Raw genomic sequence first — 20,608 nt, 5'->3', positions numbered from 1 at the left:
GAGCAAATATTGGTCAATCTCGTATATTATAGTATAGATCTTCTTCCAAAAAAAGCATTCTAGGTTGGTATTTTCGACAATGTTTCCCTGTATCCCTCTTCAAGGTTCGACAAGTAAAATAAGAAGAGGGGAAACGGAGGAATTCATGAAAAAATACTTGCTGATTTCTTTTCTTCTATTACTAACCTGCTCAATGTATTCTAATTTTACAGAAAGTTCTTACGTATCATCCTTTTACCCATCTACAGTACATTCTGACTCTGGCACTCTATCAGTAGCTACATATAATATCCGCGGATGTCGAAATGATGAAGGCCTCGCAGATGTAAAAGCTATTGCCGATGAAATTAGAGAGCTTGATCCTGATATCCTTGCCCTGCAGGAAGTAGACGAGGGGCTTCCCCGTTCTGGCTTTGTCGATCAGGCGAAGGAATTGTCCCGCTTGTTACAAATGAATTATGCATTTTCACCAACGATAAATTTTGTTGTAGGTGCGTACGGCAACGCTGTTCTGAGTAAATATCCCATCCAGAACGTCGAATCAATTGCTCTCCCCTCTTCAAGGGAACCTCGAGGAGTAATGAAAGTAACCGTGGATGCTAACGGTTCACCCGTTACTCTGTATACGACGCACTTCGGGCTAAAGGCATCTGAGCGAAAGCAGCAGGCGGACACGCTGTACCAACTGCTACAAAAGGAGCAAAATACAGAACCAACGATTTTGTTGGGGGACTTCAATGTTGACCAGTCCGATCCACTGCTTGCCCCCTTTCGAAAGTTGCTTGATGACCCGCTTGCGAAGTCCAAGACTAAATTTGTGACCATTGACGGGAACAGCCTAAAGCAGATTGATCATATATTCATATCGGACGAACTGGCACTATCCTACGCAAAATCATCGACAAACAATCGGTCTGATCACTCGCCTGTCTTTTTTGAGTTGCATTTTGCTACAGAAACTGCATATGAGTCTGCCAACTACACGAAAGAGCGCCGCCCTTCTTTTTAGGGAACGCTCTTTCTTTTTGAATGGATTTACTTAAGGAGACGGAATCCGAGCCTTTGTACCATAGTCTCGAATAAAGGTCTCTATCTCAGAGTGTTCAACAACATTTTGGTTTCCGTGTACATACTGCGAACGAATTGCCATGGTTAACTTGGTCGGGAGCAGATTTTTCCGATCGTAATGAATGGTATACTCAGCTTCGAGCTCCATATTATCGATCATGTTGTCGAGTTCACTATTTGATTGATTTGCCTGAATGGTTGCCGTTCCCTGTCTGCCTATTCCTTCATCCAAACTCAGCATCATTTTCAGCTTAGGTGTATGAATGGCTGTAGTCCGCATCCCATTAGATTGTATCCCCAGAGTTTGTGACCTCTGTTGACTACGCACCTGTTCCCGCAACCAATTCTTTAATTTGTTCGAGTCCAGCAAAACTCGAACTGCCCCGAAGTCGTCTTCTCTATTGCCGTCTCGCAACGGCAACACTCTTGCCTTCAACTGATCCATCTGATATACGTTTGCGATCGGATTCCAGTTTTCAAATTCCTGCCGAACCGAGAAATCCTGACCTGCAACCGGGGACCAATCACTTTGCTTGCTTGACTTTACAAATAACTCGGGCCCTCTTGATACGAGAGACATCATGGTTGCACTCTTCTCTGCAGGATTTGATAATCGCAGATCAAGGTACACGTCTTTTCCCTGTACAACTCCAGAATAATTGACAAGATTGCTGTTGGTTGTACTACCTGTGACCAACTTGGTACGCCCGTAGAATGAATATGCACTCTGCGCAAGAAATTGATCCCGAATGGCGTTGTACTTCACACTGGCATCTGCTTTATTCTCATTTGCATTGCATCCAGTCATACTGACGAGCAAAGACAGGATAAGAGCAGACAATAAGCCTCTCCGTATCGGTATCATTGCGATTCCCTCCTTTTCCTCTTCTATGTAGAACTTCCTTTAGTAGGGTTTCCGAGGAAGGAGGCAACTATTCTAAAGGCTATAACGAATAGGTTAATATTCCATTCTTCTCACTGACGTCGACCTGATGCAGGATTCGCAACAGATCCAGATGCCCTAGTGTTTCAGATAGCGTGAGCGGCAGCTCCTTTTTGTAAAGCGTCGGGAACAATAGCATGGTCAACTCGAAAGCGGTTTTGGCTCCATCTCGCAAAAACCCTTTCAAAATGTCGGATCGTTCCCAGTTCTTTTGTAAACGGGTAGAAATCAGTTCCCGATGGTTAGTCACGACTTCCCCATGGCCCGATAAAATTAAATCGATGTCCATGTCAGCACACATTTGCAATGCCGTCCGATACTGAACGAGCGTAAGCGGACGGTCTTGTGTTTGATTTCGCGGTGGCTCGATGAAGGCGTTGGAAGAGATGTGCTTGATAATATGATCACCAGCAACCATCACTCTGTCGGCTTCCCGATATAAAGAAAGATGACTTTGCGAATGACCTGGAGTGTAAAAAACCCTCCATTCTGGCAAGCCGGGAACCTGCTCCTGATGCTTCAAGAGCCCATCAATCTGGCTTTGCTCTGAAAAAGTAAGCATCAGCTTATGGAATTTCTGGATCACAGACAGCATCGATTCAGGAACGCCACTCTGTCTGTAGTGGGTCAGGAAAAACTGATCGTGAAAAACCATAAACCCGGGGTCCAATTCGACATACGGCACGGCAAGCGGATGAGCATAGGTTTTGGCTCCTGTTTCCATGCGTGCCTTCTCTAATAGCCCACAATGATCGACGTGGTGGTGAGTAAGAATAATTTGCTCTATATCTCGCATTTGAAAACCAATCCGATTGACTCCCTCCACAAGTGCATTCCATGATTCAGGTATGAGCGGCCCCACATCCACCAGTGTTAATTTCTCACCTTCAATCAGGTAGACATTCACTGGACCAACAGAAAAAGGGGTTGGAATCTCAATCTGGTATACTCCTCGTGCAATCTCATCCGTCTTGCGGATTGTTTCATCGTTAGAATACAGGCTCATATCAGTTCCTCCCTCAAACGGATCATTTTCTAAAGTCTACCATACCGAAAGTATTTAGTTAAACAAAGAAAAAGCCAAAGCTCTTCCTTCAGAGCCTTGGCTTCTCGCTGCATTTCTTTCTTTTATCAACCTATTTTGCCAATACCACACGATTTCTTCCGCTGTTTTTGGCTTCGTACAAGGCGACGTCCGCGAGGTTGAACAGTGTCTCAACACTCATATCGGCTGACGTCTTCTTCTCCCATTTGGCTACTCCCACGGAAATCGTCACGCTTGGATTGGTTTCCCGCTCCACAAGCATCCGAATTCTGTCCGCTATGTTCATGGCTGAGTGGAAGTCAACCTTTGGCAAGTATACAGCCAGTTCTTCACCGCCCCAGCGAGCTGCAATATCGGAATCACGGATACTTTGCTTGATGAGGGATGACACCTGTATCAGGACTTCATCGCCCACCTGATGTCCGTAGGTATCGTTTACTTTTTTGAAGAAGTCGATATCGATCAAAATCAGAGAGCCAAACCCATCCCGATCCAGTGAATATTTGACTTTTTCGTTCAAGTACCGGCGAGCAAACAAACCGGTCAGGTTATCCGTAATGACCATTCTCTCCACTTCGTTATGGAGCATGGCATTCGTAATCGCCAGGCTGGTATGCTGGGCAAAAATTTCTAACAGCTTGAAGTCATCAAAGCTGAAATAATGTCGCCTGGAATCAGCAACCATCAGAATGCCCGTCACTTCAGACTCTCGCAGGAGAGGCACCCCCATGAAGGAAGCAAACGAAACGAGTGAGAACGGCATAGTGTCCGTACTCGAGTGAGCCAGAATGACTGCCTGCTTATCGCTCAAAATATCGGCAATTGGCCTTTCAGACGAATTAACCAGTTTACCGATATGTGTCTTGTCAGACGATGAAATGACAGTCAACGAATTTTCATCCAGTTTTTTCTGGATAATCGCACAATACTCTGCTTCGAACGTTTGTAAGAGCATATTGGTAACAAATTGAAGGATGTCTTCCAGATTCAAGCTTCGATTTAATTGCTGTGCCATCTCATTAATCAGACGAAGCTCCCGAATCAGATTGCGGGATTGCTGATAAAGCTGTGCATTTTCGAATGCTGTACCTGCCGTCTCAGCCAAGATGGAGATATAATCGGTCTCGTTTGCCGTGATGCTAACCATATCTCTCGCTGTCAGCTCCAACACACCATAGATCCCTTGTTTGCCAAGCAATGGTGCTGCCACAACCGTAACCATGCGCTCAGCCATCTGTTGCTTGCCTACCACAAGCTTTCCTTCCAGATAGGCTCTGCTGCTGAATTCATTCTCACCTGGCTGAAAAGAAAGCTGTTTGACAGGCAAAGAAGTGTTCGTATCAACCGTCAAGTAAAGATCAACTTCAAAGTACGAATACAATTGCTTGATACTTTTAATGATTTCAGCAAGAACGTCATTCACATCTATAGAAGCCTGAATCTTTTTGGTCAACTCGTATAGCAAATCTTTTTTGGTCGCTTCCAGTTTGATATCATCCGAAATCGTCGCTCGATAGATAGCGTAACTAACCTTCTCACCGACTTCCTGGAGAAAAGCGATGTCCCGTTCGTCATAAAAAATTTCAGAAGAAGGCTCTATCACATGCAAAAAAATAGCAACGAGCGGCCTGTCTTCACAGTAAATGGGATAGACAATGAGTTTGCTGTCATCCAGGGTTGCAGGCGTAATACGTTCTTGTGGAAACCGGCGAATCACTTCTGCTATGCGCTCTCTTGTTGTTTGATTCATTTGGGTTGCGACCTTATCCTGAGGAACCAGTTTTCCTTCCTCATCCAGGCGAACAGCATAGCATATGCCTTTATTGACAATACCATTGATCTGGTCAATGACACTTTTCACTACGAATTTGGCTCGTTCGTGCTTGTTGGCATTCATTACGATTTCACTGGCTGCATGTTGAATGTAAGCGTCATACCCCATGTAAATCAGTGGAAGCAAGCCTTTCGTGTAGGAGTACATATCAAAATCAATGACATCACTAGGTACTACCAAACCAATTGTTGCACGCAGCTTGCCATCTCGTTCCTTTAACGGGATGATACCCCAGGTACGTGCTTCTACTACCTCTTTATCTTCCCGAACGGTAATTTCACCCGTCTCAATGGTCTGAAGTACAAAAGGATTCGTTGCGCTTGCCAAACTGCCTTCAATGGAAGCAGGCGACCAAGCTTGTCCTCCTTGCAACGGGAACAACTTCAAGAGTGTCCCTTCAGCATCAGTCAAAAAAAGGATTCCCGGGCGATCTACTGGCCATGAGGATAAAAAAAAGTGGGCCATATACATGAAAACAGTCTCTAACTTCCCCAACATCTGCCTATTGGTCGCCACAAAACTCCCTCTTCTCTTTCTGATGTAATAGATCGTGATCGCTCATTCAATCAAATGAGTAGTGTCATTCACATGTAGTACTTCCCACGAATTGGTTTGAAAACGAAAAACAGAGACACTTGTATTATCTATCCGAGTAATACCCGTTCCTTGTTCGCCACCAGTCACATAATGCAAGAAAGCGTTAATCAACCCACCGTGACTAACGACTGCAATCATTTCATTAGGATGTTTTTGTGCCAGCTTTGTTAAACATTCATTTGCTCGGATCTGCATGGCTTCAAATGCTTCAATCCCATATACCTTTTCATCGGAAACAGGTTCCGTAAATTTTGCACGAATTTCTTCATAAGTTAGACCTTCCCATTCGCCGTAACAACGTTCCCGCAGCTCCTGGAATGTCTGGTGCGGAAGTGGTCTTCCTGTCTGTTGCACGATTTTTTGTGCTGTCGTATGAGCTCGTTTGAGATCGCTAGAATAAACGGCAGCAAACGGATGGTTAGCCAGATGAGCAGCAAGTTTCTCTGCTTGGGCAGTACCAAGTGCATTCAGATCAATATCGCTATGCCCTTGAATGCGGCGGAGCTTGTTCCATTCAGTCTCGCCGTGTCGAATGAAATAAAGGATTGTGTCCATTTGTTGCCCCTTTCGACCTCTTTCAGAACCATTCCTCAATTCCTATTATAAAGGAAATAGAAATTTCTTGCTACACTTTGAAACAAAGCTTCATTTGCTTCGTCATATTTGATAGTTAGCACAACGAAGGGGGCTTCACTTATGAAACGAATCATTTCTGGTTCTTGCCTTTTGGTATTATCGGCATCTTTGGTCTTCCCGTTTACTCCTGCACTTGCCAGCTCTTACTCAACATCGCCTGTAGCAAAAGCAATCGCCGTTGCTCCGAGTGATGTGAAGCTATCAAAAGAACAAGCCATTGCTCAAGCCAAAAAGTATGTTTCCATACCAGAAGGCTATCAGTTGGATAACACATCATTTCGAGCGGGAGACACCTGGAGGCCATTCCCTGAATGGTCGTTTAACTGGGTAAAGAAAACACCCAATTCTGATTATGGTTTTCCATCTATCAGCGTTTCCGTACATGCGGATACTGGTGAATTGACTTCTTACTCAACTTATAACCCGACTCAAGCTGCTCCTGTGAAATCGACAATTTCACGTACCAATGCAACCAAAGTAGCGGAAGACTTCATTTCTAGAGTTTCACCGCAGAAAATGGAATCTGTGAAGCTTTACACCAAAGACTTGCCAACGCCAAAGCCGCCACTTGGTACTACGATTGTGCATTACTTCCGTTTCGCCCGAATGGTAGATAATATTCCTTTTTTAGAGAATAGTATCGATGTCTCCGTCGATGGCAACGGCCAAATCATCAGCTACCAATTGAACTGGAACGACAAGCTCACTTTTGAAGACAATAAAAGAATCATTGAGCAAAAAGAAGCGTTGGAAACGTTCCGCAAGAATGCCAATGTCACATTAAGCTATATCATGCCATGGGAGAGAATGCAGCAAAACGATAAATTCTCACCCATTCTTGCCTACACGAACCCATTTTCCAACCTCTATTTGGACGCAACGAACGGAAAACCGATGTCCATTTCATTAGTTGAGCTCAAAAAAGAGAAAGATCCCGAACCAGTAACAGATAAGCCACTTTCTCCGCTCCACTCCGGTGCACAACTGGATCAGGATGGTGCAGTCAAGCTGGCGGTGAAGCTGTTCTCTCTCTCCAAGTACGAGCTGAAGGGTGCAAACTACAACGAAAATGACTATCGTGGTGGCCGTGGCGTATGGGATCTGCAATTTGAGAATAACGATACGTCCAAAGAAAGACGCTTTGCCTACGTTGCTTTGGATGCATCAACAGGAGATGTGCTTTCTTTCTCTAACGATTACTACGATCCGGCTGCTCAGAAGGAAAAACCGAAATACACAGAAGAGCAAGGAAAAGCCAAAGCGGTGGAATTTATCCGCAAAAACACTCCAACGTTGGCTGCCAATCTGTACATGATTGACAACCAAATGAACCCTGACTATAAATATCAATTGAATCAAGGCCGTCTGTACTTTGGATTCAAACGTTTTGTGAATGATGTTCCTGCCGCAACTGGAGATGCAAACGTAACCTTTGATATGAAAACTGGAGAAATTCTCCATTATTATATTAATGTTGGAAAAGAAGTCTACCCAACAGCGCTTCCTGAACACAAATCAAAAGAAGATGCGTTGGAAGCCTATTTGAACGAAAGTGAAGTAGATTTGGTCTATGTTCTGCCTCCAATTGCTGATCCGATGGCTGAAAAAATGGGCGAAATTCCTAACCGGACAGCCAAGCTGGTCTATCGAATGACTTCCACTCCTTTCGAACAACCATATGTATTTGATGCGGTAAGTGGCGAATGGAAGAGTCAGTCTTCCGGAAAAACCGTCGTCTTGCATCGTCAAGTACCAGACGATCTGAAAAATCATCCAGCGGCAACCGCATTAAACCTGATGTATGAATATGATGCGATTTCTCTGGTGGATGGCAAAATTATGCCTGACAAGAAGATCACTCGTGGAGAAATGATCGATATGCTTGTTATTACATTGAATCAGGGACGTTTTTACCCTGAATGGCTTTCTTCTCGCAAAGCTTCCTTTGCAGACGTAGCCTCAGGCTCCCGTTACTTCGCTTCAGTTGAAACGGCCGTAAACCTCGGTATTCTCGACAAAGCGAGCGGAACATTGAACCCGGACGAAGAAATTACCAAGGAAGAGTTGGCTGACATGCTAGTTCGTGCATTGGGCTACAAGAAGCTCGCTTCCTACAACAATTTGTTCGATTCAAAACTCACCGATATTGCCAATTCGAAACATCGTGGCTCCATCGCGATTGTTACAGCCCTAGGTATCATGTCGTCTGAGAAAAATCAGTTCCAGCCACAGACCAAAGTATCCAGAGCAGATGCTGCTGTCTCCTTCTACAACTTCCTGGAGAAAAGAAGAGAGCTTGTAGAATCCAGATTCCCGCAATAGCATCGCCCAATTTTCTCTTGACTTTCATAGTCTCCGAATTATAATATTGAATGTATGTGTGCAGGGTAGCATTGATTGTAGGTAAAAACGAAAGATTAACCTTCTTAGTCCCACCCTTGTAGAGTTGCGGCTGATTACACTCTACGATGGAGCACGATGCGGAAACGCTACCGTCCGAAGTTCGTGTAGGTAAAGATGAGACTGGTCTTTCGGAAGTAAACACCTGCGAATCCCAAATTAAAGGAGACTGAATTACACATGGCACGTTACACAGGACCTCGCCACAAATTGGCACGCCGTCTCGGTATCTCTTTGGACGGTACTGGAAAAGACATTAAACGCAACTTCCCACCGGGACAACATGGACAAAGCCGTCGCAAATTGAGCGAATACGGTGTTCAGTTGCAAGAAAAACAAAAACTTCGTCATATGTTCGGAGTTAACGAAAAACAATTCCGCCGTACGTTCGACCAAGCATCCAAAATGCAAGGCGTATTGGGCGAAAACTTCATGAAATTGCTCGAATCCCGTTTGGATAACGTAGTATACCGCTTGGGCTTCGCTCCAACTCGCCCAGCTGCTCGTCAATTGGTTAACCATGGTCACTTCCTCGTAAACGGTAAGCGTGTAGACATTCCTTCTTACCGCGTACAACCAGGTGATGTGATCTCCTTGCGTGAAAAATCCCGCAACCTTTCCCTCGTGAAAGAATCTGTGGAAGCTCGCAACTACCTTCCAAACTACCTCACTTTCAACGATGCAGCGCTTGAAGGTACTTTCACTCGCTTGCCTGATCGTGAAGAAATGCCTGCTGAAATCAACGAAGTTCTTATCGTTGAGTTCTACAGCCGTTAATCATTTGCTACAATCAAGACATCTGCCAACCAGCAGATGTCTTTTTCTTTTTAGTTTGCCAGGGTTTGCTTTGCTTTTTTGAAGGGAGATGAAAAAACAAATGGAGCATTTACGAAACATGATTCCTTTTCTTCAAACGTCCACTCGGATAGATCCTATCACAAAGGGATTTTCGACAGATAAGAAATACCTTGTCAGTTTTGCAAATAGATCACGTCTCATCCTCAAAACAGCTTCAATTGATCAATGGGAACGAAAGCAAACGGAGTGCGCTATTTTGCGTGAGCTTCAATCCCACCACGTAAAAGCATCCATTCCCGTTGATAGCGGGACACTTGAAGATCAGCATCTTTGTTATGTTTTATTTTCCTATCTCGATGGAAATGATGCGAGTGAAATGTTGCCAGCCTATTCGGAGGATGAACAGTATGCAATTGGATTCACGGCAGGTCAGGAACTCGCAAAAATGCACAGGCTCTCCGCTCCCCCGGCAATTCAGCCCTGGAATATGCGGGCTTCGCAAAAACATCAGAAATATGCTGCTGCTTACCAGAATTGCGGTATTCGTTTGAAAAATGACAGCAACATTCTCGATTTTATTGAATCTGCATCACCTTTGATGAAGGCCCGTCCCAATACTTTTCAACATGATGACTTTCATGTCGGGAATTTGATTGTGAAAGAGAAAGAATACGTAGGTGCGATTGATTTTAACCGATTTGACTGGGGCGATCCGATTCATGATTTTTACAAGCTTGGATTATTTAGCAGAGAAGTAAGCATTCCATTTTGTATCGGGCAACTGCATGGCTATTTCAATCAACAGAACCCTCCAGATACCTTTTGGAAGCTCTATAACTTGTATATGGCAATGAGTCTTTTCTCGGGCCTGGTTTGGTCCATCCGGGTTACACCACACCTCGTTGATCAGATGACTGAACGGATATATTCGATTCTGGAAGATCACCAGTATTTCGAATCGGAGAAGCCCCTGTGGTATCGGTGTGATTAGCTACTCTCGACTCAGGAGCTTCAAAAGATCACGTTTGGTTACAGGATGGTAGGTTAATACCCTGCCGTTGTACAGCACGGTAAAAACTCCGTATGCAGACGGGGAGCTTTGAGCATCCTGATAAGTATTTATCTCGATGACTTTTGTCGGAATTCCCAGTTCACTGGCAGTGTCAGTGATTACTTCAACAGACTGATCGATATACGGGCATTGATCAGAGCGAAGGATCGTTATCCCTTCACTGTACTGTTCAGCTCTTGCTTCCCAATCCGTTGGAAAGCTTGGTGTCTGACATTCTTTGAATTTTTTCACAACCAGTTGAAAATTCGGCGGTGCCTCATCAACGATGGTGAAGCCATACTTCAGGAACAAGCGACTATCGGCTACCCACGTTTTTTGACTGGTGACCATTGCGATCCCTGATTTGTTTTGCGCTTCTCCTTCTCGAATGCACGCTTCCAGCAATTGTGCGCCATATCCTTTTCCTTTCCCTTGACCAACAATCCACAGACAATGAATCATCAGGAAGTTGTCGGCATGTACCGCTCGCCAGGCAGATTCACTCGGGACAAACTCGATAAATCCTCTCGGATAACCATCTTCGAGCAGCAGTTTGATTTGCATTCCTTCTGCCAATCTGTCTTTAAGCCAGTTGAGCTTTCGCTTGTAGCCTGTTGATTTCGGTTTGCTTCTCATACAAAAAAATCCGGTCTGATCCATATTTTCTTCATTTACATCGATTATGCTGATCATACATTCACATCCTCTTTCCATAACGAAAGCAGCCATTGACTCAACAGCGAGACTAGTCACATCCGCTGCTCTCATTAAATGATCAATAGAATTCAAAACAATCCATCTAATACATCATTTTACAACTAATCCCATTATTTTTATTTAAAAAAATGAACCAGATTTATGAAAAACAGCAGAACAAAAAAGGCGAGTAGACACCGTCGCCAGTGCACTCGCCTTTCTTTTCCGTGATTCGTGATTTAGTTAATTGGTTACCTGGAAATCTTCGCAAACTTACGCTTACCTACCTGAACAACGGTGCCTTCTTCCAATTTTACAGAAGCGTTAATATCCGTAATTTTTTCCTCGTTCACTTTTACTGCTCCCTGTTGCACACTGCGACGAGCTTCTCCTTTGGAATCAGCCAGTTTCAAATCAAACACGAGATTGACGATGTTGGCTTCTTCGTTTTCGTATGCGGAGAAATCGAGTGTAACCTCAGGAATATCCGTTGGCAATGCTCGTTGCTGGAACACCGTCTTGAAGTGGTTCTCTGCTTCTTCTGCTGCCTGTTCTCCGTGGAACATACGGACAAACGTCTTCGCAAGGTTCATCTTGGCGTCACGTGGATGGACCGAACCATTAGCTAGACCAGCACGCAGTTGTTCCAATTCTTCCAAAGAAATGTCGGTTGCCAACTCGTAGTATTTCAGCATCAACTCGTCAGGTACCGACATGGTTTTTCCGTAAATCTCGTTCGCAGGCTCATTTACACCAATATAGTTTCCAAGACTCTTGGACATTTTCTGTACTCCATCAAGTCCTTCGATAATTGGCATCGTAAGAATGACCTGCTGCTCTTGTCCAAACTCTTTTTGCAAGGTACGTCCCATTAACAGGTTGAACTTCTGATCCGTTCCGCCCAACTCGACGTCACTTTGCAGAGCTACCGAATCATAGCCTTGCATTAACGGGTAGAAGAATTCATGAATGGAGATTGGTTGGTTGTTGCTGTAGCGTTTCTCGAAGTCATCACGTTCGAGCATGCGTGCAACAGTCGTTTTGGCAGCGAGTTCAACCACATCAGCAAAGGTCATCGGAGCAAGCCAGGTGGAATTGTAATTGACTTCCATTTTGCTTGCATCCAGTACTTTTCCGAACTGCTCCACATAACTTTGGGCATTTGCTTTGACCTGCTCTTCTGTCAACTGCTTGCGTGTTTCTGATTTGCCTGTCGGATCACCAATGCGACCAGTAAAGTCACCGATGACAAGCTGAATGGTATGGCCAAGCTCCTGGAACTGGCGCATTTTTTGGAGGACTACAGTATGCCCTACATGAATGTCAGGAGCCGATGGGTCAAGCCCCAGCTTCACACGTAGCGGAATACCTTGTGTCACAAAACGCTCCAATTTCTTGCGCAATTCTTCTTCCGGTACAATCTCTGCTACGCCACGTTGAATAATCGCTAACTGACGCTCTACTTCCTGCTTTTGTTCCACTGTTAAAACAACCTTTTCCACAACTTGATCCTGTGACATGTAAATTAACTCTCCTTTTTATACCCGCACGACACTAGCATTCCCTCGTTTTGGGCATCCGTTAAATGAAAACCTGTTAAAATAACAAAAAAATCCCGCCCCACATAGGGACGAGATTTGCTCGCGGTACCACCCTAGTTGGAAGAGAGATGTCCTCGTCTTCCCACTCTTTCGATAACGGCTCATCACCGTTCGGCTGTCAAAAACGGCCATGGCCGTTTTTGCTGACCGCAAGCGGTCACATCCACTTTAATGAAAAACGTCGAGACGTTTTTCACAGAAAAAGCCGACATGCTCCAGATGTGTAATTCGCATCAGGCAGACTACTGGTTCGCACCAACCACCAGTTCTCTTCAAAAGTCCAATCCCTCGCTACTTTCATCCTTCAACGCACTATTTCCATATAGCAGTTACTATAAAAATATACTTACCACATCCTGACGCTGAATGTCAATGCAGCGGCTACGCTTGTCATAATTTGTACTACCTGCTGAAACGTTATGGTATAATTGGTGTGATATTCTAGGGGGGACGTATATATATGGAGAACGAATTCACCTCGTCGGATAAAAAAGCAAAACGCAAACGACGTCGAGGAAAGAAAAACATCGCCCTTACCATACTCCAGTTATTTCTGCTATTTGGTTTTATGGGAGCGTTATTAGCTGGTGGCGCTGTTGCTGGATATGTAGCCGCACTTGTAAAGGACGAGCCTGTTCGCAGCTATGATGAAATTCAGAATAAAATATTCAGTAATTATTTAACTGGCTTTGCTTACTTTAACGATGGTTCTCTCATCGGCCAGCTTCGGGCTGAAGATGGTGATCGTCGGTTGGTTAAAAAAAGTGAAGTCTCACCTTATTTGATCAACGCCATTATTGCAACAGAGGACAAGTATTTTTTCGAACATAACGGTATCGTATTCCAATCCACACTTCGTGGAGCCTTCCAGGATTTGACGAATGCGCCAGTTGTTACGGGAGGAAGTACGCTTACCCAGCAGTTGATCAAGAATACCATTCTCTCACCTGAAGTTAGTCATAAGCGTAAAGCAAAGGAAATCTTCTATGCACTCCGAATTGAGCGTATGTTCTCGAAAGACCAGATTCTTGAAGCGTATATGAATGAGATTTACCTGGGCAAAAACGCCAACGGCTCCAACATCTACGGAGTACAAGCTGCTGCCAAGGGAATATTTGATAAAGACGTTAAGGATCTCAATCTATCAGAAGCTTCTTACATTGCTGGATTGATCCAAAATCCGGGCAACTACTCTCCCTTCTCTCAAGTGGGGTACCGCCGAGGCAAAGAGAGACAAAAAATGGTGCTCGAACGTATGGTGGAGAACCAGTATATCAACCAGGAGCAATTCGATGAAGCCTTCAATTCTGACTTGAAAGTTGTCCTTGCCAAACCGCAAAAACGCGCCTTTGACATGCATCCGTATCTCATGACCGAGATTGAAGAGCGTGCGGCACAAGTGCTCTTGGATCAACAGTTGCAAGAAGAAGGACGAGACAAGTCCACCATCGGACGCAACGAATATCATCAGTTGATTCAGGATAAGAGCCGCCAAATCTTGCGGAATGGGTATCACATCTACACAACCGTCAACAAAGATGTGGATCGGATTATGCAAGATATTGCCTCCAATCCAAAAAACTTTGGCAAAAACATCTCTTATAATATCAAACGGGCCAATGGGAAAACCGAACGGATCGAAAACGCCTTGGAAGAAGTCGGCGGCATGCTGATTCATAACAAAACAGGTGCCATCCTCGGTATGATCGGCGGACGAGATTTCAACGTTGAACAAACCAACCACGCTACGGTTCCACGTCAGCCAGGTTCCGCGATGAAACCACTTGCTGCCTATGGACCTGCATTTGAGCTAGGTATACTTCAACCAGGTTCTCCGATCGATGATTCACCACTCACGCTGGCAGACGGTGTGAAAGGTACCCACCAGCCAATGAACTGGGATAACAAATACCACGGCATGATGAGTGCACGTGAAGCGCTGCGGCAGTCCTGGAACGTGCCTGCAATCAAGACCTATTTGAAAGTGGGAATTCCAACCGCTCTCGAATACGTGAAAAAAATGGGAGTCACCACATTGGAAGACGCTGACAACCATGCAGCTACTGGAGTAATCGGCGGCCTTACGTATGGCCTCACTGTAGAAGAGATCACCAATGCGTATGCAACCTTTGCCAATCACGGCAGTTTCATTGATGCCTACCTCATTGATCGCATCGAAGACAGTCAAGGAAAAGTGATCTACAAGCATCAAGTCCAGCCACAACCGGTATTCAGTGAACAAACGGCCTATCTGATCACTGACATGATGCGCTCAGTAGTCAACTCGGGAACAGGTGCTTCGATTCGTAAATATGTACCGAGAAGCATTGATGTTGCCGGCAAGACTGGTACGACCAACAGTTCAAATGACCTGTGGTTTGTCGGTTACACACCTGAATTGTCACTTGGCGTCTGGTCAGGATATGATGATCCGCATCCTCTTGCCTCCAAGACTCGTCCGATGGATATCTGGGGCAAAGTGATGAAAGAAGTTTTGAAGCTGGAACCTTCGTTATCACCGAAGACAGCAGCCTTCGATAAACCAGGTGGAATTATTAGTGTGACCATCGACAGCAAATCAGGGCTCTTGCCAAGTGAGCTGTCCAAGGAAGCGGGGCATTTGATTACCGATTTGTTCAATAAGGAATTTGTCCCAACGAAAAAAGATGACACACACCAGAAAGTAAAAGTAGTTGAGTTTAATAAAGTTCGCTATCTTGCCAAAGCGGGCACTCCTGACGATTTTGTCACGGAAGGCATTTTCTTTAAAAGCCCTGAGCCTTTGAATTTAACAGCAGATGACTCAACTGACAAAAACAAAAAATCGACTGCTCGACCACCGGATTGGGATCAGCGTTTGCCAGAAAAGGAAGACCCTCGTACAGATGTGAGTGGCACTCCCGCTGTCCCTGGCAATGTTACACTCAGTAAGACAAACAATCAGCTAACACTTGGCTGGGCCTCTGCCAATGAAGCTGACTTGCTGGGATATCGCATTTACCGGGCCGGAACAGATGGCCAGTTCGTCAAGCTTACAACGGTAAAAGATCCCAGTACACTTACGTTAGCTGACACAATCTCAGGACACGCCGGATACTATGTGACGAGTGTGGATATTGCAGGGAATGAATCCGCCCCTTCGCCCATTGCGTCAACAACAATGGATGTTGAATGGCAGACACCAACTGATCCGACCAATCCACCTATTGACACGGGTACAATCGATCCGAATCAGCCGACAGAACCTGGTGGAACGGATACACAAGGGCCAGACAGTCAAGTGGGAAATCCAAGTGCGCCAGCCAACCTCTCTATTAACAAAGTGTCAACTGGCCTAAAACTGTCGTGGGCAGAAAACCCTGATTCCGAACAGGTTATTTTGTACAATGTGTACTATACATCAGATCCAGTAAATGGGTTTACTTTACTCGACACAGTTGCCAGTACCTCTTACACGCATAAAACGACGAAAGAAGACGGTTGGTACTACGTCACAGCAGTAAACAGCTATGGAGAATCCGTTCATTCGGACAATGTGAGCGGTTTGCGTGCTCAGTAATCAAATTGCTTATATGAATGATTCGAACAAGTCATAATGGTAATAGAGACAAAGGAGATGGAGTGGTTCCGTCTCCTTTTCTTTTTACGCGGCAAACGTGACAGCTTCTTGAACCTTCCATTTCATGAAGTACCTTGTTATGCTTATCATGTATAATAAAATAAATAGAAAACCAGCCAAAAGCAGGTATTTTTTGCCGTGTATGGTCTGCCAATTCACAGAAGATGGAGGTGAATCAAAACGAATGATTCACACCAAACAATTCTTTTCACGCAGCATGGTTGCCAACGGACATCAGCTTGTTATCGAAGGCCCAGTCGAATCAGAAAAACTTGCTGCCATGCGTTTTGATGAAGGATTAAAAGCGTTCCGAGTTCCTGAAGAACAGCAACAGGCCCTTGTAGAAATCGCCGCACTCCCGGAAGGACGGATTATTGTTGCTAGGGAAGGCGATCTTGTGCTCGGCTATGTTACCTATCTCCACCCTGACCCGCTCGAGCGTTGGTCCCAAGCAAAATTGGACGATTTGTTGGAGCTGGGAGCCATCGAAGTCAGTGACAAGGTCAGAGCAAGCGGTGTTGGCAAGGAAATGCTTCGGGTCTCCTTTATGGACGATGCGATGGAAGATTATATTGTCATTACCACCGAATACTACTGGCACTGGGATTTAAAAGGAACCGGACTGGATGTATGGGAATATCGCAAAGCAATGGAAAAATTGATGGTGACTGTCGGGATGGTCTGGATGGCAACGGACGATCCAGAAATCTGCTCACATCCTGCCAATTGCTTGATGGCCCGCATCGGAAAAAGAGTACCGCATGAAAGCGTCGTTGCCTTCGACGGCATGCGTTTCCAAAATCGATTTTTATACTAACTAAGGGAGGCATTTGGTTTCTATGCGTATCGAAGAAATCATGAGAAGACGTGTTGTTACAGTAACGCCTTCAACAACGATAAAAGAGGCATTATCCTTACTTCGAGGCAATCGGATCCGTCATCTTCCGGTGGTTGAAAATGATAAACTGGTCGGAATCGTTTCTGATCGAGACATGAGAGACGCACTCCCTTCCAATCTATGTGAGCATGATGACGATGAGCTAGTGCTGCAAAAGCCGATTGAGGAAATCATGCATCGCAATGTCATTACCGCTCATCCTCTCGATTTTGTCGAGGATGCAGCCAGTACCGTATACGACTTCAAGGTAGGTTCTCTACCCGTGGTCGAAGCAGATCGGGTCGTAGGAATCATCACTGAATCTGATATTTTGAATTGCCTTGTTGAACTGTTCGGTGTAAACAAGCCGAGCTCTCATATTGAACTTGAAGTAGACGATCGAGCGGGCATGTTAGCGGATGTCAGTCAGGTATTCAAGGATGCCAACGTGAATGTAAACAGCGTGATCGTTTACCCAGGTGATAACCCTGGCAAGAAAAAGATCGTATTCCGAGTCACCACTATCGATCCTCGTCACGTGATCGAATTGCTGCATGAGAAAGGATTTATCGTGAATCACCCCATCAAAGGGGGAATTCGCCCTTGAGTCGCAGCTCGAAATTTATCTATTCTGCTGACTTCACAACTTATTACTTTCATGAAGACCACCCCTTTAACCAACGGCGACTCATACTCACACACGATCTGATGAAGTCACTCAGTTTATTGTCTGACGATCAGATTGCACAGCCACGCTTTGCGACTGATGAGGAGATCGCTTTAATCCATGACCCACGGTATATTGAAACGGTACGCACACAGGGACATTCACAAGAAGAGCTTCCCCGATCAGCCAGTTTTGGTCTGGGGACAGAAGATGTTCCTATATTTCAAAATATGCATGAAGCTACTTCATTAATTGTTGGAGGTACACTTCAAGCGACAGACCTCGTAATGAATGGCGCTGCAGATCACGCATTCAATCCTGCTGGTGGGCTTCACCATGCTTTTCGAGGGCGTGCTTCCGGTTTCTGTGTTTACAACGATTGCTCGGTGGCAATCGCCTATTTACGGAAACATTGGGATGCGAAAGTATTATACGTCGATACAGATGCTCATCATGGGGACGGTGTCCAGTGGGCATTTTACGATGACCCTAATGTTCTGACTATTTCGATACATGAGACTGGCAAGTATCTTTTCCCTGGTACAGGCAACATAACCGAACGTGGGGAAGGCAACGGATACGGGTACTCTGTGAATATTCCTTTGGAAGCGTTTACAGAGGACGAGTCTTTCTTGTCTGTCTATCATGATCTCCTCCCGAAAGTGATGCGTGGATTCAAACCGGATGTCATCGTCACCCAGAATGGCTGTGACGCTCATACATACGATCCTCTCACCCATCTGTCTTGCACGATGAATATCTATCAGGAGATTCCACGGCTTGCTCACCAGCTTGCTCATGAGCTCTGTGGAGGCAAGTGGATTGCTGTTGGTGGAGGCGGATACGATATTTGGCGAGTCGTCCCCCGTGCCTGGACACTGTTGTGGAGTGAGATGACTGACCAACCACTTGCAAACCAACCACTTCCCGAAGAATGGCTGAATCAGTGGAAAAAGGAAAGTCCTTTGCCCCTTCCTACCCACTTGTTCGATGATGTTACTCAGTTCCCCGCCATTCCTCGCAGGACAGAAATAACTGAGAAAAACAAGATCACCTTGGAACGAGCAATGATGTATGTTCCCCAAGGGTAAAAAACAAAAGCCCGGTCGATTGACTGGGCTGTTTTACGTTCATAATCTAATTGCTATTTCCAAAAGAAGAATCGGGACTTACACACATTTTTGCGATTGATATCGATGAGTTCAGTTATCTCGAACTGATCGAATTTATCCAGTAACTGCTCGCTTCCATGTTGCAGCTTGAACTCCATCTCTTCTTCTTAAAGAGGTACGATCGAGTAAAAATGGACAACGTCTCATATTCATGGGGGAAACGGGCCAGCATTTTCAACCAGCGAATGGGCCAATAATATTTGTTGTCGCGTAATGCTTCATCCGAAATCGGCCAGTCTGGTGGTAAACAAACCACGAGCTCTGCGTATTGATATTCCTCTAATCTTTCAGGAGTGCTCATCGGCAGATAGCTCATTCCCGTAGTAAACAGAGTATGGTAATTGTGTTTTTCGGAAGGTTTTATATAATGGACATCAACATGTATCAGATCGGATAGGATTTCATGGAAGACGGAATGAATCGGACCGATGTATTTCGCAAAATGCTCTTCAAAGGTAAACGGGATCACCGGATTCCGTGTATTCATCTGGCTTTTTCATAGATTCTCCTCCTTTTATTGATAGAAACAATGTCTCGATAGTTGCAGCAATCTGTACAAAACCCCAACTCATGTAAGTAAGATAGTATACTGGACAGTAGGCAGTGAAACATGACAAGGAGATTGAAGACGATGAAATTGGTGTCGTGGAATGTAAACGGATTACGAGCTTGTGTGAATAAAGGGTTTTACGAATACTTTGCGAAAACTGACGCAGATATTTTCTGTGTGCAGGAAACCAAGTTACAAGAAGGGCAAATATGCATGGATTTTGAAGCCGAATATGATCAGTATTGGAATTATGCTGTCAAAAAAGGCTATTCCGGCACGGCCGTATTTACAAAAATGAAACCGCTGTCTGTACGTTATGGATTGGAAGAAGAACATGAGTATGAAGGTCGAATAATCACTTTGGAGTTCGAACATTTCTACCTGGTTACTGTGTACACCCCGAATGCCAAGCGTGATCTGTCAAGGCTGGATTACAGGCTGGAATGGGAAGATCGCTTCCGAAATTATCTGTTGAGACTGGACCAGCATAAGCCGGTTATTGTTTGTGGCGACCTGAATGTGGCTCATCAAGAAATTGATATCAAAAATGCGAAATCCAACCGAAACAATTCCGGATTTACCCCAGAAGAACGTGAAAAGATGACGCAGCTATTTAACGCCGGATTTATCGACACCTTCAGGCATTTCTATCCTGACCGGACCGATGCCTACACCTGGTGGTCGAATATGCCTAAGGTAAGGGAGCGGAATGTCGGATGGCGAATTGATTATTTCCTCGCTTCCACAAGACTCGCACCCGCCTTGCATGATGCACAAATTGATGCCCATATTACAGGCAGCGACCATTGCCCGGTCGTCCTGGAATTGTCGGAGAGTCAGATGGCTGAATTATAAAACTCTATGGCAAAGTACCTCTGGGTCACACAGGCATTTGCTTTGGTAAAAATGATTGGTCGTTTTTCACAGAAAAAAGGCGTGTTCGAACTGCTTGAAGTGAAGTGCACCCCTTATAGTGGACATTGGAAAAACACCACGTGTTTTTATCCGATGGATACACTATAGGGGGTGTTTTTCGTTATGGCCAAAATGGGAC

Annotated in this window: 17 protein-coding genes and 1 other annotated feature; of the genes, 9 read left to right on the top strand and 8 right to left on the bottom strand. The window is 44.9% G+C overall.

Translation table 11 applies throughout. The features are described from left to right. Nucleotides 1-145 precede the first annotated feature (145 nt). Nucleotides 146-1,009: an endonuclease/exonuclease/phosphatase family protein gene (locus tag ACPW7N_RS19115; protein WP_425652705.1), complete on the top strand. Its 864-nt coding sequence runs from the start codon at nucleotides 146-148 to the stop codon at nucleotides 1,007-1,009. A 30-nt stretch (nucleotides 1,010-1,039) separates the two neighbouring features. On the opposite strand, the gene ACPW7N_RS19110 is transcribed toward ACPW7N_RS19115, so the two are convergent. The 4 genes from ACPW7N_RS19110 to ACPW7N_RS19095 form a co-directional block, all read right to left on the bottom strand. After that, nucleotides 1,040-1,933, bottom strand: coding sequence for a hypothetical protein (locus ACPW7N_RS19110; protein ID WP_425652703.1), 894 nt, complete (start codon nucleotides 1,931-1,933; stop codon nucleotides 1,040-1,042). Between the two features lie 79 nt (nucleotides 1,934-2,012). Beyond that, nucleotides 2,013-3,017, bottom strand: coding sequence for an MBL fold metallo-hydrolase (locus ACPW7N_RS19105; protein WP_425652702.1), 1,005 nt, complete (start codon nucleotides 3,015-3,017; stop codon nucleotides 2,013-2,015). 130 nt (nucleotides 3,018-3,147) lie between these two features. Further along, entirely contained in the window at nucleotides 3,148-5,406 is a 2,259-nt protein-coding gene (locus tag ACPW7N_RS19100) for a diguanylate cyclase (RefSeq protein WP_425652700.1), read from the bottom strand. 42 nt (nucleotides 5,407-5,448) lie between these two features. Continuing rightward, the gene (locus ACPW7N_RS19095; protein ID WP_425652699.1) at nucleotides 5,449-6,042 is read right to left on the bottom strand and encodes a histidine phosphatase family protein; all 594 of its coding nucleotides are present in this window, start codon (nucleotides 6,040-6,042) and stop codon (nucleotides 5,449-5,451) included. 141 nt (nucleotides 6,043-6,183) lie between these two features. Here ACPW7N_RS19095 and ACPW7N_RS19090 point away from each other — a divergent pair, with 141 nt between their 5' ends. The 3 genes from ACPW7N_RS19090 to ACPW7N_RS19080 all read left to right on the top strand — a co-directional run bounded on the left by ACPW7N_RS19090 (nucleotide 6,184) and on the right by ACPW7N_RS19080 (nucleotide 10,312). Continuing rightward, nucleotides 6,184-8,445 (top strand): S-layer homology domain-containing protein, encoded by a 2,262-nt coding sequence (locus ACPW7N_RS19090; RefSeq protein WP_425652698.1) that lies wholly within the window; start codon nucleotides 6,184-6,186, stop codon nucleotides 8,443-8,445. 258 nt (nucleotides 8,446-8,703) lie between these two features. Further along, a complete protein-coding gene (gene rpsD / locus ACPW7N_RS19085; protein ID WP_425652697.1) occupies nucleotides 8,704-9,300 on the top strand; it encodes a 30S ribosomal protein S4 in 597 nt (198 codons plus the stop codon). Nucleotides 9,301-9,400: 100 nt separating this feature from the next. Then, nucleotides 9,401-10,312 (top strand): aminoglycoside phosphotransferase family protein, encoded by a 912-nt coding sequence (locus ACPW7N_RS19080; RefSeq protein WP_425652696.1) that lies wholly within the window; start codon nucleotides 9,401-9,403, stop codon nucleotides 10,310-10,312. On the opposite strand, the gene ACPW7N_RS19075 is transcribed toward ACPW7N_RS19080, so the two are convergent. Together ACPW7N_RS19075 and tyrS are read right to left on the bottom strand one after the other, a co-directional pair. Then, nucleotides 10,313-11,065 (bottom strand): GNAT family N-acetyltransferase, encoded by a 753-nt coding sequence (locus ACPW7N_RS19075; RefSeq protein WP_425652695.1) that lies wholly within the window; start codon nucleotides 11,063-11,065, stop codon nucleotides 10,313-10,315. Nucleotides 11,066-11,319: 254 nt separating this feature from the next. Next, nucleotides 11,320-12,588 (bottom strand): tyrosine--tRNA ligase, encoded by a 1,269-nt coding sequence (gene tyrS, locus ACPW7N_RS19070; protein WP_425652694.1) that lies wholly within the window; start codon nucleotides 12,586-12,588, stop codon nucleotides 11,320-11,322. Between the two features lie 103 nt (nucleotides 12,589-12,691). After that, nucleotides 12,692-12,986 (bottom strand) — a binding site (T-box leader). A gap of 143 nt (nucleotides 12,987-13,129) precedes the next feature. On the opposite strand from tyrS, the gene ACPW7N_RS19065 reads away from it, so the two are divergent. The 4 genes from ACPW7N_RS19065 to ACPW7N_RS19050 all read left to right on the top strand — a co-directional run bounded on the left by ACPW7N_RS19065 (nucleotide 13,130) and on the right by ACPW7N_RS19050 (nucleotide 18,923). Continuing rightward, a complete protein-coding gene (locus tag ACPW7N_RS19065) occupies nucleotides 13,130-16,228 on the top strand; it encodes a transglycosylase domain-containing protein (protein ID WP_425652693.1) in 3,099 nt (1,032 codons plus the stop codon). Between the two features lie 244 nt (nucleotides 16,229-16,472). Then, the gene (locus ACPW7N_RS19060; RefSeq protein WP_425652692.1) at nucleotides 16,473-17,105 is read left to right on the top strand and encodes an N-acetyltransferase; all 633 of its coding nucleotides are present in this window, start codon (nucleotides 16,473-16,475) and stop codon (nucleotides 17,103-17,105) included. Nucleotides 17,106-17,127: 22 nt separating this feature from the next. Beyond that, nucleotides 17,128-17,772, top strand: coding sequence for a CBS and ACT domain-containing protein (locus ACPW7N_RS19055; protein ID WP_425652691.1), 645 nt, complete (start codon nucleotides 17,128-17,130; stop codon nucleotides 17,770-17,772). Further along, nucleotides 17,769-18,923, top strand: coding sequence for an acetoin utilization protein AcuC (locus ACPW7N_RS19050; RefSeq protein WP_425652690.1), 1,155 nt, complete (start codon nucleotides 17,769-17,771; stop codon nucleotides 18,921-18,923). The genes ACPW7N_RS19055 and ACPW7N_RS19050 overlap by 4 nt, the downstream gene beginning before the upstream one ends. 53 nt (nucleotides 18,924-18,976) lie before the next feature. Here ACPW7N_RS19050 and ACPW7N_RS26795 read toward each other — a convergent pair whose 3' ends face one another. Together ACPW7N_RS26795 and ACPW7N_RS19045 are read right to left on the bottom strand one after the other, a co-directional pair. Next, nucleotides 18,977-19,066: a hypothetical protein gene (locus ACPW7N_RS26795; protein ID WP_482758853.1), complete on the bottom strand. Its 90-nt coding sequence runs from the start codon at nucleotides 19,064-19,066 to the stop codon at nucleotides 18,977-18,979. Further along, on the bottom strand, nucleotides 19,039-19,491 hold the full coding sequence (locus tag ACPW7N_RS19045) for a suppressor of fused domain protein (protein ID WP_425652689.1): 453 nt from the start codon (nucleotides 19,489-19,491) through the stop codon (nucleotides 19,039-19,041). The genes ACPW7N_RS26795 and ACPW7N_RS19045 overlap by 28 nt, the downstream gene beginning before the upstream one ends. Nucleotides 19,492-19,635: 144 nt before the next feature. Here ACPW7N_RS19045 and ACPW7N_RS19040 point away from each other — a divergent pair, with 144 nt between their 5' ends. Further along, the gene (locus tag ACPW7N_RS19040; protein WP_425652688.1) at nucleotides 19,636-20,409 is read left to right on the top strand and encodes an exodeoxyribonuclease III; all 774 of its coding nucleotides are present in this window, start codon (nucleotides 19,636-19,638) and stop codon (nucleotides 20,407-20,409) included. Nucleotides 20,410-20,608: the final 199 nt, after the last annotated feature.

It is taken from the genome of Brevibacillus nigriterrae (assembly GCF_049846925.1).
GTDB lineage: Bacteria > Bacillota > Bacilli > Brevibacillales > Brevibacillaceae > Brevibacillus_H.
The sequence above is the reverse complement of the archived record's forward strand: the minus strand, read 5'-3'. Positions and strand labels throughout refer to the sequence as shown.

Coding starts and splice junctions, on each gene's coding strand:
- ACPW7N_RS19075 (WP_425652695.1), bottom strand. CDS start 11,065: ATGATCAGCATAATCGATGTAAATGAAGAAAATATGGATCAGACCGGA.
- ACPW7N_RS19090 (WP_425652698.1), top strand. CDS start 6,184: ATGAAACGAATCATTTCTGGTTCTTGCCTTTTGGTATTATCGGCATCT.
- ACPW7N_RS19045 (WP_425652689.1), bottom strand. CDS start 19,491: ATGAATACACGGAATCCGGTGATCCCGTTTACCTTTGAAGAGCATTTT.
- ACPW7N_RS19040 (WP_425652688.1), top strand. CDS start 19,636: ATGAAATTGGTGTCGTGGAATGTAAACGGATTACGAGCTTGTGTGAAT.
- ACPW7N_RS19055 (WP_425652691.1), top strand. CDS start 17,128: ATGCGTATCGAAGAAATCATGAGAAGACGTGTTGTTACAGTAACGCCT.
- ACPW7N_RS19080 (WP_425652696.1), top strand. CDS start 9,401: ATGGAGCATTTACGAAACATGATTCCTTTTCTTCAAACGTCCACTCGG.
- ACPW7N_RS19060 (WP_425652692.1), top strand. CDS start 16,473: ATGATTCACACCAAACAATTCTTTTCACGCAGCATGGTTGCCAACGGA.
- ACPW7N_RS19105 (WP_425652702.1), bottom strand. CDS start 3,017: ATGAGCCTGTATTCTAACGATGAAACAATCCGCAAGACGGATGAGATT.
- rpsD (WP_425652697.1), top strand. CDS start 8,704: ATGGCACGTTACACAGGACCTCGCCACAAATTGGCACGCCGTCTCGGT.
- ACPW7N_RS19110 (WP_425652703.1), bottom strand. CDS start 1,933: ATGATACCGATACGGAGAGGCTTATTGTCTGCTCTTATCCTGTCTTTG.
- tyrS (WP_425652694.1), bottom strand. CDS start 12,588: ATGTCACAGGATCAAGTTGTGGAAAAGGTTGTTTTAACAGTGGAACAA.
- ACPW7N_RS19095 (WP_425652699.1), bottom strand. CDS start 6,042: ATGGACACAATCCTTTATTTCATTCGACACGGCGAGACTGAATGGAAC.
- ACPW7N_RS19065 (WP_425652693.1), top strand. CDS start 13,130: ATGGAGAACGAATTCACCTCGTCGGATAAAAAAGCAAAACGCAAACGA.
- ACPW7N_RS19115 (WP_425652705.1), top strand. CDS start 146: ATGAAAAAATACTTGCTGATTTCTTTTCTTCTATTACTAACCTGCTCA.